Source organism: Actinoallomurus sp. CA-150999 (assembly GCF_050942425.1).
Taxonomy (GTDB): domain Bacteria; phylum Actinomycetota; class Actinomycetes; order Streptosporangiales; family Streptosporangiaceae; genus Actinoallomurus.
Genome location: NZ_CP192063.1, coordinates 563,838 through 577,529 on the forward strand (window position 1 = coordinate 563,838; position 13,692 = coordinate 577,529).

Annotated in this window: 8 protein-coding genes; 3 read left to right on the forward strand and 5 right to left on the reverse strand. The window is 70.3% G+C overall.

Annotation, left to right across the window (positions count from 1 at the left end):
• Nucleotides 1–39: 39 nt before the first annotated feature.
• Nucleotides 40–2,229 (reverse strand): MMPL family transporter, encoded by a 2,190-nt coding sequence (locus ACQP2O_RS02850; RefSeq protein WP_433179631.1) that lies wholly within the window; start codon nt 2,227–2,229, stop codon nt 40–42.
• Between the two features lie 137 nt (nt 2,230–2,366).
• Entirely contained in the window at nt 2,367–3,371 is a 1,005-nt protein-coding gene (locus ACQP2O_RS02855; protein ID WP_433179632.1) for a sigma-70 family RNA polymerase sigma factor, read from the reverse strand.
• A gap of 183 nt (nt 3,372–3,554) precedes the next feature.
• Between ACQP2O_RS02855 and ACQP2O_RS02860 the strand changes: the two genes are divergently transcribed.
• The 3 genes from ACQP2O_RS02860 (at nt 3,555) to ACQP2O_RS02870 (ending at nt 8,559) form a co-directional block, all read left to right on the forward strand.
• On the forward strand, nt 3,555–4,976 hold the full coding sequence (locus tag ACQP2O_RS02860; RefSeq protein ID WP_433179633.1) for an MFS transporter: 1,422 nt from the start codon (nt 3,555–3,557) through the stop codon (nt 4,974–4,976).
• Nucleotides 4,977–5,040: 64 nt separating this feature from the next.
• Entirely contained in the window at nt 5,041–5,790 is a 750-nt protein-coding gene (locus ACQP2O_RS02865; RefSeq protein ID WP_433179634.1) for an isocitrate lyase/PEP mutase family protein, read from the forward strand.
• 447 nt (nt 5,791–6,237) lie between these two features.
• Nucleotides 6,238–8,559 (forward strand): MFS transporter, encoded by a 2,322-nt coding sequence (locus ACQP2O_RS02870; protein ID WP_433179635.1) that lies wholly within the window; start codon nt 6,238–6,240, stop codon nt 8,557–8,559.
• A 184-nt stretch (nt 8,560–8,743) separates the two neighbouring features.
• Here the strand turns inward: ACQP2O_RS02870 and ACQP2O_RS02875 are convergent, their stop codons facing one another.
• The 3 genes from ACQP2O_RS02875 to ACQP2O_RS02885 form a co-directional block, all read right to left on the reverse strand.
• Nucleotides 8,744–9,580 carry a YceI family protein gene (locus tag ACQP2O_RS02875; protein ID WP_433179636.1) on the reverse strand — a complete coding sequence of 279 codons (837 nt, stop codon included), beginning with the start codon at nt 9,578–9,580 and terminating at the stop codon, nt 8,744–8,746.
• A 139-nt stretch (nt 9,581–9,719) separates the two neighbouring features.
• Nucleotides 9,720–12,884, reverse strand: a complete 3,165-nt coding sequence (locus tag ACQP2O_RS02880) for an MMPL family transporter (protein WP_433179637.1) — start codon at nt 12,882–12,884, stop codon at nt 9,720–9,722.
• Nucleotides 12,885–12,974: 90 nt separating this feature from the next.
• Nucleotides 12,975–13,565, reverse strand: a complete 591-nt coding sequence (locus ACQP2O_RS02885; RefSeq protein ID WP_360898177.1) for a TetR/AcrR family transcriptional regulator — start codon at nt 13,563–13,565, stop codon at nt 12,975–12,977.
• Nucleotides 13,566–13,692: the final 127 nt, after the last annotated feature.

The window sequence follows — 13,692 nt, forward strand, 5'->3', positions numbered from 1 at the left end:
GGCACGGCCACCCGGGGGTGGCCGTGCGGCGCTACGGGCCTAGTGGACGGGTTCGGGCTGGGGGACCGGGGAGGTGGCGGCTCGGCGGCTCAACGCCTCTCCCTCCACGTCGATACGCGGGAGCAGCCTGTCCAGCCAGCGGGGCATCCACCACGCCCGGTCGCCGAGCAGGGCGAGGACGGCGGGCACGATCGCCATCCGTACGACGAAGGCGTCGAACAGGACCGCGATGGACAGGCCGAACCCGATCATCTTGATCATGGATTCACCGGCGCCGATGAACCCGCTGAAGACCGCCATCATGATCAGTGCGGCGGCGACCACCACCCGGGCGCTGTGCCGGAACCCGGAGGCGATCGCCTGGCCGGCGGGTTCTCCGTGGACGTACGCCTCCCGCATGCGGGTGACCAGGAAGACCTCGTAGTCCATGGCGAGCCCGAAGACGATGCCCACCAGGAAGATCGGCATCATGCTCATGATCGGGCCGGTCTGGTGGACGCCGAGGAGGGCGGCGAGCCAGCCCCACTGAAAGACCGCGACGACGGCGCCGAGGGCGGCCAGCACCGACAGCAGGAAGCCCACGGCGGCCTTGAGGGGCACCAGCACGGACCGGAAGACCACCAGCAGGAGCAGGAACGCCAGGCCCACCACGACCGCCAGGTAGGGGATCAGCGCGTCCTGGACCTTGGCGGCGACGTCGATGTTCACCGCGGTGCTACCGGTGACCTCGAAGGTCGCTCCGGTGGCGGATTCGGTGACGGGGCGTTCGGCGCGGATGACCTTGACGAGGTCCTTGGTCTTCTGGTCGGTGGGGCTGGTGGCCGGTACCGCGGAGAAGACCGCGGTGTCGCCCGCGGGGTTGAACCGGGCCGGTGAGACGGAGACGACCCCGGCCGTGGCGGCGATCTTCTCGGTGATCGTGTTCACCGCGGCCTTGGGATCCCCGGTCCCCTTGGCGTCCACGACGATGGCCAGGGGACCGTTGAAGCCAGGGCCGAACCCCCTGGCGAGGTCGTCGTAGGCGCGGCGCTCGGTGGTGGAGGTGGGCTTGGCCTCGTCTCCGGGCATGCCCAGTTGCAGGTGCGTCGCCGGAAGCGCGATCGCTCCCAGGCCCGCGATGCCGGCGAGGAGCACGGGGATGGGGAAGCGCAGCACGAAGGCGGCCCAGCGGCTGCGCCGATGAGATGCGCCGCTCCGCTTCGAACCCTTGCGGACGGCGCGCGAAAGTACGGCGTCCGGCCAGAAGCCGAGCAGGGCCGGGACCAGCGTCAGCGCGATGAAGACGGCGACGAGGACCGCCCCTGCGGCCGCCAGCCCCATCTTGGTCAGCAGCGGAATGCCGACCACCGAGAGCCCGGCCAGCGCGATGATCACGGTGAGCCCGGCGAAGACGACCGCCGATCCGGCGGTACCGACCGCCAGCCCGGTGGCCTCGCGGGGCAGATGTCCGTTGGACCGTTCCTCGCGGTAACGGGAGACGACGAAGAGGGCGTAGTCGATCCCGACCGCCAGGCCGAGCATCGTGGCCAGGGTGCCGGTCGTCGCGGACAGCCCGAACGTCGTGCCCAGCGCCAGGATCGAGGCCATGCTGACACCGACGCCGAGGATCGCGGTCAGCAGCGGCAGCCCGGCGGCCGCCAGCGAGCCGAAGGTGACCAGCAGGACGATGGCGGCCACGGCGATGCCGATGCCTTCGGACGGCCCGCCCGCCGCGGGCCGGGTCGCGAGAGCGTCCCCGCCGACCTCGACGGTCAGGCCCGCGTCCCTGGCCTGGGCGACGGCGTCCTCCACCGTCTTCTTACTGGCGTCGGTGAGGTCGGTGGCCTTGACCTTGAAGGAGACCGTCGCGTATGCGGTCGAGGCGTCCTTGCTCACCGCGTGCGCCTGGAACGGGGAGACCGCACCGGCGACCTGCGGCCCGTGGGCCGCCTCGGCCACCACCTTGTCGATCGTCTTCCGGTTGTCCGCCGCCGTGATCTGCTGTCCGTTCGGGGCGACGAAGACGATCCGGGCGTTCGCCCCGTTGGCGTCGGATCCCGGGAAACGCTGGTCCATCAGGTCGAACGCCTTCTGGGACTCGATGCCCGGCATGGCGAACCCGTCGTCGGGTGCTTCGGAGGCTCTGGTGGCGCTGAATCCGACGGCGGCCATGACGGCCACCCAGAACACGGCGACGAGCCATCGCCACCGGAAGGCCAGACGGCCGAGCCGATAAAGGAATGAAGCCACAGCGGGTCTCCCATCAGATCTCGAGGTATGTCCCCGAGCCTGTCCGAGGGAGCCCCGCCCCGTCGTCGTGCGGCTGCCGACACTGCGGCTACTGAGAACGCAGTACGCCGGCGTGCGCGTGTAGTGCCTTCGCGGAGTCAGTCGGGAAGTGATCGTGGTAGCCCGAAGGACGGGAGAACGCTGTTGTCGAAGCGGGTGATGCCACGGATCCGGTCGCCGGTGACGGTGAGGACGAGGAGGCCGGTCCCGTGGCGGACACCGGTGGGGGCGCGGAGGTAGGCCGCGAGCGCGAGCTGACCGTTCGCCCGGGTCGGCACGAGGTCATAGGTCCGGTCCCGGCGGACGACGGCGGCGTAGAAGCGGGCGACGACGTCACGGCCCTGGTATTCGAGGGGAATCGGCGGCATGGAGACGCGGACGTCGTCGGTGAGCAGGGCGACCAGCGCGTCGACGTCGCCGGACCCGTACGCGCGGACGAACTTCTCCACGAGCGCCTGTTCGGAGGGTGAGCCGGGAGCGGGCGGCGGTTCGTGCTCGCCGGTCGGTGGCAGGTGGTGCTGGAGGCCGGCGCGGGCCCGCTTGAGGGCGCTGTTGACCGAGCCGACGGTCGAGTCGAGCATGTCGGCCACCTCGTTCGCGTGGAATCCGAGGACGTCGCGCAGGATGAGGACGGCGAGCTGGCGAGGTGGCAGGACCTGTAGTGCGGTCACGAAGGCCAGGGAGATCGCTTCCGTCTGCTCATAGCGGGCCTCCGGGCCGAGCGGCACGTCGATCGCACCCTCGAGGAGGGCGTCGGGGAAGGGCTCGAGCCACACGACTTCGCTGAGCCGGGTCGGTTCGGGCGGCTCGATCCCCGGGACGGCCCACTCCTTGGCCGGGCGCCGACTGGCCGCGCGCAGCGCGTTGAGGCACCGGTTGGTGGCGATCCGGTAGAGCCATGTCCGGATTGAGGCGCGTGCCTCGAACTTCTGGATGCCCTGCCAGGCGGCCAGCAGCGTGTCCTGCAGTGCGTCTTCGGCGTCCTGGAAGGAGCCGAGCATCCGGTAGCAGTGCACCTGCAGCTCATGACGGTGCGGTTCGGTCAGCTCCCGGAACGCCTCCTCATCTCCGGCCCGCGCCCTGGTGATCAGCTCGGTCGCCACCACTCCACCCCCGCGTCACGTCTCCGGCCTTGTCGGCCGATCTCAAGTATCGACACCGGCCGAGCCGTGAACTGGGCGGTCGGCGGGCGCCCAATTTTCGGCGTCGTGGTGTCTACCTCATCGATGGCCCGGGACGGCCCGGGCAGCAGGAAGAGATTCCCGTCAGACCTCGAAGGACCGCGCATGGCCCAGAAGACGAGCGGCTGGCTGCTCGGCCTGACCGCGGCGGCGTCGCTGATGGTGGCCCTGGACGCCACCGTGGTGGCGACCGCGTTGACCAGGATCCGGCTGGACCTGTCCGCCACCATGGAACAGCTCGAATGGACGGTGAACGCCTACAGCCTGAGTTTCGCCGTACTGCTGATGACCGGGGCCGCGCTCGGCGACCGGTTCGGGCGCAGACGGATGTTCGTGGCCGGACTGGGGCTGTTCACGGCGGCCTCGGCGGCGTGCGCGACGGCTCCCGGCATCGGCTGGCTGATCGTCGCCCGCGCCGTCCAGGGGTGCGGGGCCGCGCTGGTGATGCCGCTGGCGATGGCGCTGCTGAGCAACGGGTTCCCACCCGAGCGGCGGGCCAAGGCGTTGGGGATCTCCGCCGGGCTCACCGGGCTGGCGGTGGTGGCCGGTCCGGTGGTCGGCGGGGTCGTCACTCAGGGGCTGGCCTGGCAGTGGATCTTCTGGCTCGACGTGCCGATCGGCCTGGTCGTCATCCCGCTGGTGCTCCGACGCATTCCGGAGAGCCGCGGCGCCGGGACCTCCTTCGACCTCGGTGGCGTCGTGTTGGTGACCGGCGGTGCGTTCGGGCTGGTGTGGGGCCTGATCCGCGCCGACGGCGTCGGCTGGGGCGCGTTCGAGGTGGACGGTGCGCTGACGGCCGGGGCCGTACTGCTGGCGGCGTTCGTCGCCTGGGAGCTCCGCGTCCGGCAGCCGATGGTGCCGATGCGGTTGCTGCGCTCACGTGGCTTCTCCGCAGGCAACACGGCCGGGCTTTTCCTGTACGCGTCGCTGTACGGCTCGCTGTTCTTCATGGCCCAGTTCCTCCAGACGGGCCTGGGGGACGGGCCGATGGCCACCGGGCTCCGGCTCATGCCGTGGACGGCGACGGTGACCGTGGTGGCACCTGTCGCGGGGGCGCTGGTGAACCGGGTCGGGGCCCGTACGCTCACCGTCGCCGGACTGACCCTGCAGGCCGCCGGGATGGGGTGGATCGGGCTCGTCGCGGAGCCGTCCCTGGCACATGCGCAACTGATCGCACCGATGGTCGTCGCGGGCGCCGGAGTCAGCTTGGCGATGCCCGCCGCGCAGACCTCGGTCATCAACGCCGTCGCGCGGCAGGAGATCGGCAAGGCCTCCGGCGTCTTCAACATGCTGCGGCAGTTCGCCGCGGTGTTCGGTGTGGCGATCCTCGCCGCGGTGTTCACCGCCAAGGGCGGTTACGGCACCGCGCGAACCTTCTCCGACGGCTTCGCGCCCGCCATCGCCGTCAGCGGCGCGCTGTCGCTGACCGGTGCGCTCGCCGGCCTGTTCATTCCCGGACGGAGCCGGACGGCCCGGCAGGCGCCGACGCCGGCCGTACCCCGGCCGGAACCCGAGCTGACCCGCTGAGCCGAGAAATGGTCTGCGCGCCGACCCCTATGGCGTGCCGTTCTTCGACAGGGAGGAAATTGACATGGCGGATCTGAAGATTCACGCCGAAAGACTCCGCGAACTACACGGCGAAGAGATGCTCGTGCTGCCCAACGTGTGGGACGCGGCCGGCGCGACGATCGTGGCCGAAGCGGGGTTTCCCGCGGTCGCCACGTCCAGCGCCGCGATCGCGGCGATGCTCGGTCATCCCGACGGTGAGGGTGCGCCGTGGCAGGAGATGTTCGCCGCGGCCGGGCGGGTCGCCCGGGCGGTGTCAGTCCCGGTCACGGTGGATGCCGAGGCGGGGTACGGCATGCGGCCGCGTGAACTGGTGGACCGGTTGCTGGACATCGGCGTGGTCGGCTGCAACCTGGAGGACACCGATCACCGGGCGGGCGGCCTGGTCGAGGCCGGTGCGCAAGCCGAATGGCTCGCGGGCGTCCGCTCCGCCGCGGACGATGCCGGAGTCCCGATCGTCATCAACGCCCGCGTCGACACCTTCTTGCCGGTCAGCGGGATACCCGAGCCGGATCGGGTGGCGGAAACGGTACGACGGGGCCGGCTCTACCGGGACGCCGGCGCCGACTGCGTTTACCCGATCGGCGTGCGCCACCAGCGCGACCTCGCCACCCTCGTCGCCGAGATTCCCGGCCCGCTCAACGGCAACACAGGCGAATACCTGGACCTGGCCGCGCTCCGCGAACTGGGCGTGGCGCGAGTGTCCTACGGCCCGCGCTTCTTCCGCGAAGCCATGGCCGACCTGAGAACCACGGTCCAGAAACTGTCGGCCTGACGTACGCATCGCGGCGCGGGGGCCGCGTGTGTGGGTGACGAGTCTCATGCTTCCTCTGATTTCTCTAGCTGGGCAATTGTCGCGTTTCGTGAAATTCTGGACATAACGTCTAAAGTCAAATCTCTTGCTACCTGTCGCGGATGGTTTTGCGGCTCGCGGTATATGATTGGTAAACGATCTCTTTTTTATAAGGAAATCGCGCTATGCGAAGTTCGAGGCGCCGGACTGGTCGGACCCCCGCACCTGAAGCGACCTTGGCTGCGCCGCGTCCCATCGCGGCCCATGGGCTCGCCGCTGTCCGTCGCAGTCGCGTGACCTGCACCACAAACGGCGCGACGGCGATCGAAACGATTGCGTTTCGCATCTGGGGTGACCTAGCGTTACGGTACGAAACCGTTTCGGATCACATCGATACTGGCGCATAACTGAGCCATCCGGGGGGAGCCCATGTCATCCACGCAGGTCGACGCGGCCTTGGCCAGGCCGTCCGGCCAGACGCACCCGCACGCGAAGCACCGCTGGTGGGTGCTGGCCGTCATAGGCCTGGCCCAGTTGATGGTGGTGCTCGACGCGACGATCGTGAACATCGCACTGCCGTCCGCCCAGAAAGCCCTGGTGTTCGACAACAACGGGCGGCAGTGGATCGTCACCGCGTACTCCCTGGCCTTCGGCAGCCTGCTGCTGCTCGGCGGGCGGCTCGCCGACCTCTTCGGCCGCAGGACGACCTTCATCATCGGCATCATCGGCTTCGCCGGCGCCTCGGCGCTCGGCGGCGCGGCCAACGGCTTCACCATGCTGGTCGTCGCGCGCGCGGTGCAGGGCCTGTTCGGTGCTCTGCTGGCTCCGGCGGCGCTCTCCCTGCTCACCACGACGTTCACCGACGTCAAGGAACGCGCCAGGGCGTTCGGAATCTACGGCGCCATCGCCGGCTCCGGCGCCGCCGTCGGCCTGGTCCTCGGTGGCCTGCTCACCGAGTACCTGAACTGGCGCTGGACGCTGTACGTCAACGACATCATCGCGGTCCTCGCGCTGATCGGTGCGATCGCCTTCATCCGCCGTTCCGTCCCGACCCAGCGGCCGAAGCTGGACGTCCTCGGCGTCGTCCTGGTCTCCGGCGGTCTGTTCGGCATCGTCTACGGCTTCGCCAACGCGGACACACACGGCTGGCGCAACTGGATGACCTGGGGCTTCCTCGCCGGTGGCGGCGTGTTCCTCCTGGCGTTCTTCCTCTGGCAGCGCTGGGCGAAGCATCCCGTGCTGCCGCTGCGCGTGCTGGCGGACCGCAACCGCGCCGGTGCCCTGTCGACGGTGCTCATCTCGTCCGCCGGGATGTTCGGCGTGTTCCTCTTCCTCACCTATTACCTGCAGGGGACTCTGGGGTACTCGCCGGTCAAGAACGGCCTGGCCTTCCTGCCGATGGTGGGTGCGCTGATGGTGATGGCGCAGCTGTCGGTCAACCTGCTGGTGCCGAAGATCGGCCCCAAGGTGGTCGTGCCCATCGGCCTGCTGCTGGCCGCGAGCGGCATGGTCTTGCTGACCCGTCTCGGCCTGGACAGCAGCTACGTGAAGCACGTGCTTCCGCCGCTGCTGCTGATGGGCGGGGGTATCGGGCTGGCGATGCCCGCGGCCATGAGCTACGCCACCCTGGGCGTGCAGGCGAGCGACCAGGGCGTGGCCTCGGCGACCGTCAACACCACACAGCAGGTGGGCGGCTCGGTCAGCACCGCGCTGCTCAACACCCTGGCCACCAGCGCCGCCACCCGCTACGCGAAGCACCATCTGACCGACCCGCAGGTCAAGGCGAACGCGGCGTTGCACAGCTTCTCCACCGCCTACTGGTGGTCGGCCGGCTTCTTCGCCTTCGCCGTGCTCGTCACGGTGCTGCTCTTCCGCCGCAAGAAGAGCATCCGGGCCAGAGCGGCAGTCGCGCAGGACTCCCCGGCTCAGGCCACGACCCACGCCACGGCCCCCACGGAGGCCGCCCCCGTGCCCGCGCGCCCGGACACGGCCGGAGCGGGCATCATCCGCGGCCGGGTAAGGGACGGCGCGGGCGCGCCTGTGCCGCGCACCGCGATCACCCTGCTCGACTCGGCGGGCCACCAACTCGCCCGCGCCACCTCGCGTGAGGACGGCTCGTACGCGGTGGACACCTTCGAGCGCGGCGCCCTCGTCCTCATCGGCTCGGCGCCCGGTCACCAGCCACAGGTCGCCACCCTGACCGTGACCGGCGCACCGATCTCCTACGATCTCGTGATGCTCGCCAACACGGGCGGCGTGGCCGGTACGGTTCGCGGCGGGGACGGCGGTGCCGTGCCCGGTGCCGTGGTGGTGGCCACCGACCAGCGCGGTGAGGTGGCGGCCTCCGTCGTCACCGGAAGCGACGGCGGCTACCGGATCGATGACCTGCTGCCGGGCGACTACACGGTCACCGTCAGCGCGCCGGGCCACCGCCCGGCCGCCGAGCCGGCGACCGTCTCCGCCGAGCTGACCCGCTGCGACATCGAGCTTCTCGGCGCGGCGAGCCTGCGAGGGACGGTGCACACCCGGGACGGCCGTGCTCTGGACGACGCCCGCGTCACCCTGCTGGACGCCGCGGGCAACGTCGTCGGGACGCGCACCACCGGAGACGACGGGAGCTACTCCTTCACCGACCTGTCCAGCGAGCAGTACACCGTGATCGCCAGCGGCTACCCGCCGGTGGCCACACCGATCACGCTGAGCAGCGGCCAGGACGGTGTCGACATCGTGCTGGGCCACGAGGAGGCGTAAGCCTCGGTCTGGGCGACAACTCAATGGGACCCATCCCTGCGGGATGGGTCCCTGTTCCCCGAGGACGTCCTCGGGCGAAGGCCACCGCGCTGATTCCCGGCCGCGGTGGCCTTCGTCGTCGGAATCGCCTGGGACCCGGACGCCGCGGCGTCCGGGTCCCAGGCGATTCCGGGTCTGACCGGCTCTAAGCGGCGGGTGGCAGCTGTTCGCCCTGGACGGCCTGGATGTCGAGTTCCACGCGCAGGGTCGTGCCGACGGCGGCGATCCCGGCTTGGACGACCTGGTTGTAGTTCATGGCGAAGTCCTCGCGCCGCAGTTCGGTGGTGCCGCGGAACGAGATCCGCATCCCGCCCCACGGGTCAGGGCCGGTGCCGAGGTAGGACAGGTCCAGGTCGACGGAGCGGACGACGCCGTGCAGGGCGAGTTCGCCGTGGACCGTCCAGCGGGCCTCGCCGACCGCCGGGGTGATGCCGGTACTGCGGTAGGTGATCTTGGGATGGACGTCGACGTCGAGGAAGTCCGGCGAGCGCAGGTGGCCGTCGCGCATCCGGTTGCCCGTGTCGATCGAGGCGGCTTCGATGACCGCCTCAACGCTGGACGCCGGCGGGTTCTCGGCGATCTCGATCCGGCCGCCGAATTCCATGAACCGGCCGTGCACGCTGGTCAGTCCCAGGTGCTGGGCGACCGCGCGTACGGCGGAGTGGGCCGGGTCGATCGTCCAGGGGCCGGGCGGCGGGAGGTCGACGCCACCGGCGCGGGCCAGGGTGAGGGAGCCGAGATCGGCGCCCGAGGCGGTCACGAGGGCGGTGGAGGCGGCCGGGCTGTACCCGATGGCGGTGACGATCACCGTGTACGTGCCGGGTGCCAGAGGGTCGGTCCTGACGACGCCTTCCTCGGACGCCGTCTCGCGCAGCACCTGCTGCCCCGTCATGTCGGTGACGGTCAGCGCGGCGTGCGGGACGGCCCAGCCGTCCTTGGTACGGACGCGGGCCCGCAGACCGCCCGTTCCGGTGGTGCTCATGGTGGTTCTCCCCTCGAAGTCCTGCGATGTGGGCCCGGCCGGGGCGGCCTCGGCCAGGACCCCCTGCCGAGGCCGGTCCGGCCGGGCCCCTGCCGCCGGCCCGTACGTTCTCCCTGCCGTACGGACCGGCGGCCGTGTGTCACCGTTCGGGATGGCTCAGCTCCAGGTCGAAGCCGTCCGCCCCCTTGCCGTCGACGGTGAGCGCGGTGGCGATCGGCGGGTAGCCGCCGGCGATCAGCAGGTAGTCGCCCGCGTCCAGGTCGGCGAAGGCGTACGCGCCGTCCGACCCGGTGGTGGCGGTGGCGACCACGTTGCCGGCCGCGTCGACCAGGGTGACCCGGGCGTCCGGCAGCGGATTCTGTTCGGCCCCGGCCCGTACGACGCCCTGCAGTTGAACACCGGACCGGAGGACGACCTCCAGCCGGGTCATCCCCGCACCGGAGATCACGACCGGCAGCGCGGTGGGCCGGTGGCCGGCCGCGTTGACGGCGACGGTGACGTCACCCGCGGGCAGGTCGGTGATCAGGAAGGTGCCCCTGCGGTCGGACTCGGCCCTCGCGACCACCTCGCCGAGCACATCGGTCACCGCGACCATCGCGCCCTCGATCGGCAGGTGCCTGCTCGCGTCGGTCACGGTGCCGGCCAGCCCACTGGTCCCGGCGAGCAGCACATCGTAGGTCACCGGCTCCGCACTGTCGGAGACCATCACGGTGGACGCCTGCGGCTGGTGGCCGTCGGCGACCGCGATCAGGATGTACGAGCCGGAGCCCGGCGCGTCGAGGCTGTACCGGCCGTCGGTCCGGGCGACGGCTCGGCCGAGCTGGTGCCCGGTGAGGGAGACGAGCGTCAGCGTGGCTCCGCCGACGCCCGCGCCCTCCGAACCGCGCACCTGACCGCCGATGGACGGCCCGCCCGACGCCGGGACGGCGTCCCCGCCGCCCGCTGAGGCGTACGCGGCCAACGGCTGTGCCTGAGCCTGCAGGGCACCGGCCTGGGCCTGCGGGGCGTAGGCCTGGGCCTGCGAGGCGTAGGCCGGCGCTTGCGGGGCGCCGGCGCCGACCAGCACCGGTTCCCGTACGGGCTGCGGCTCGGCGAGCGGGATCTCCGAGAGCTCGCTCCTGTCCTCGGACCGCGCACGCAGGCCCTCGCCCTCCACGTCCACGTTGGGCAGGATGCGGTCCAGCCACTTCGGGAGCCACCAGGCCGCCTTGCCCAGCAGGGCCAGGACCGCCGGGACGATGGCCATCCGGACGATGAACGCGTCGAAGAACACCGCGATCGCCAGGCCGAAGCCCATCATCTTGATCATGGACTCGCTGGAGGTGATGAAGCCGGAGAAGACGGCGATCATGATGATCGCGGCGGCCGTGACCACCCGGGCGCCGTGCTTGAAGCCGGTCACCACGGCCTGCTTGGGCTGCTCACCGTGGACGTACGCCTCGCGCATCCGGGTGACGAGGAACACCTCGTAGTCCATGGCCAGACCGAAGACCACCCCGATCATGAAGATCGGCATCATCGACATGATCGGCCCGGTCTGCTGGACGCCGAGTAGATCGGCCAGCCAGCCCCACTGGAAGACCGCGACCACGGCACCCAGCGCCGCCAGCACCGACAGCAGGAAGCCCAGCGCCGCCTTCAGCGGGACCAGGATCGAGCGGAAGACCACCATCAGGAGCAGGAAGGCGAGGCCGACCACCAGGCACAGGTACGGGATCAGCGCGTCGGACAGCTTCTGCGAGAAGTCGATGTTCATCGCCGTCGTGCCGGTGACCAGCATGCGCGCGTTCGTGTCGGCCCGCACACCGTCGGCCTTGTCACGGATGGCGTGCACCAGGTCCTCGGTCTGCGTCGAGGACGGCTTCGAGGCCGGTATGACGGTGATCGTCGCCGTGTCGCCGGCCTTGTTGAACACCGCCGGCGTGACCGTCGCGACGTCCGTGAGTCCCTTGATGTCGTCGGTCACCGTGGCGGCGGCCGCCTTCGGGTCGCTGCTGGCCTTCGCGTCGACGACGACCATCAGCGGGCCGTTGAAGCCGGGTCCGAAGCCCTCCGAGAGCAGGTCGTACGCCCGCCGCTGGGTCGTGGACGTCGGCTGTGTGCCATCGTCGCCCAGCCCGAGTTTCAGCCCGCTCACCGGGGCGGCAGCCACGCCCAGGCCGACCATGCAGAGCAGCAGGACGGCGGCCGGGCGGCGGACGATGAAGGTCGCCCAGCGGGTGCCCATGTTGGGCTTGGCCTCGGCTCCTGCGGAGTGCTTGGACTTCTTGCCGCCCAGCAGCCTGCTCTTCTTGCCCGCGGGCTGGATCCTGCGGCCCGCGTATCCGAGCAGTGCCGGGATCATCGTCAGCGCGATCAGCACCGCGATCGCGACCGTGCCCGCCGCCGCGATGCCCATCTTGGTCAGCATCGGGACGTTGACGACCGCGAGGCCGACGAGCGCGATCACGACCGTCAGCCCGGCGAAGACCACCGCCGAGCCCGCGGTGCCGGCGGCCCGTCCGACCGCCTCATCACGCTCGCGACCCTCGGCCAGTTCGGCCCGGTAGCGGGAGACGATGAACAGGGCGTAGTCGATGCCGACGGCGAGGCCGATCATCATGGCCAGGATGGACGTGGTGGAGCCCAGGTCGAGCGCCTTGGCCAGAGCCGTGATGCCGGAGACGCCGATACCCACGCCGATGAGCGCGGTCAGCAACGGCAGCCCGGCCGCGACCAGTGAGCCCAGGGTGACGATGAGCACGACCGCCGCGATGGCGACGCCGACGACCTCTCCCGCGCCCGTCTCGGGCGTCGCCTGGAGCGCGTCCCCGCCGACCTCGACGGTCAGCCCGGCGTGCCGGGGCTCGTCCACGGTCTTCTTCAGGAAGTCCTTGGTCGAGCCCTTCATCGTCATGGACGGGACCGTGTACTTCACCTGCGCGTACGCGATCGTCCGGTCCTGGCTCACCGCGCGGGAGGTGAACGGGTCGGTGACGGCGCCGACCTCGGCGCCCGCGCGGAGTTCCTTGACGGTCTGCTCGACGGTCGCCTTGTTCGCGGCGTTCGTGATCTTCTCGCCCGCAGGGGCCTTGAAGACGACGCGCGCCGTCGCTCCGTCCGCGCTCATGCCGGGGAAGCGCTCGTTCAGTAGGTCGAAGGCCTTCTGGGCCTCGGTGCCGGGGATCGAGAAGGACGATCCGCCCGCGGCGGGGGCGTTGGCCGCCGCGACGCCGACGACGGTCAGCAGCAACACCCAGACGAGTGCGACGAAGTGCCGTCGCCGGAAGGCGAATCGGCCGAGTCTATAAAGGAAAGTGGCCACGGAGATGTACCCCCGGTTGGTTCAGGGCATGGCGGACCGCCCGACGACGTGAGCGGCCGTGTCAGGTAGAGGACTTGTGAGAGGGAAGGGTCAGGCGCCGAGAGCCGGGAGGACCACAGCGTCGAGGTAAGAATGGAGGAACGCCTGCGTCGGCGGCTCGTCGTCGATCAAGTTACGGGCGGCGAACGCGCCGATCATCATGTGCACCATGTATTCCAGCGCGGGGTTGTCCGCGCGGACCTCGCCGCGGTCGACGGCGCGCTGAAACACTCTTCGGAACTCGGCCATCTCCGGTTCGATGAGCTGCTCCCGGAACGCCTTCCTGAGGTCCGCGTTGTGGTGTATCGCCATGGCCAGACCGCGCATCAGCGAGGAGGCCTGTTCCATGGCGGGGTCGTCCTCGTGGGCTATGAGGGCGTGCAGGTCGCCCCGCAGCGACCCGGTGTCGACGTCGGCAGCGCTGCCCGGCTTTCCGTGGCGTATCGCCTTGGCGACCAGCTCGGCCTTGCCGCCCCACTGGCGGTAGAGCGTCGCCTTGCTGGACCGGGTGCGCGCGGCCACGGTGTCCATGGTGAGCGAGTCATAGCCGACTTCACGGAGCAGATCGAGCACGGCCTCGTACAGCTCGGCCTCGCGCTCGGGCGTGATCCGACTGCGACGCGGCGTTGCGACCTCAGTCATGCCACTCACCTTTCAGCTCCGCAGGGCACCGTTTCGTATGTCCATGAAGATACCCCGAGAGTCAGAGAAACGAAACGGTTTCGTACGTGTTCTGAGTCACGCCGCTTCGGTGATCTCTGGAAGACAG

Coding starts and splice junctions, on each gene's coding strand:
- ACQP2O_RS02870 (WP_433179635.1), top strand. CDS start 6,238: ATGTCATCCACGCAGGTCGACGCGGCCTTGGCCAGGCCGTCCGGCCAG.
- ACQP2O_RS02885 (WP_360898177.1), bottom strand. CDS start 13,565: ATGACTGAGGTCGCAACGCCGCGTCGCAGTCGGATCACGCCCGAGCGC.
- ACQP2O_RS02860 (WP_433179633.1), top strand. CDS start 3,555: ATGGCCCAGAAGACGAGCGGCTGGCTGCTCGGCCTGACCGCGGCGGCG.
- ACQP2O_RS02875 (WP_433179636.1), bottom strand. CDS start 9,580: ATGAGCACCACCGGAACGGGCGGTCTGCGGGCCCGCGTCCGTACCAAG.
- ACQP2O_RS02865 (WP_433179634.1), top strand. CDS start 5,041: ATGGCGGATCTGAAGATTCACGCCGAAAGACTCCGCGAACTACACGGC.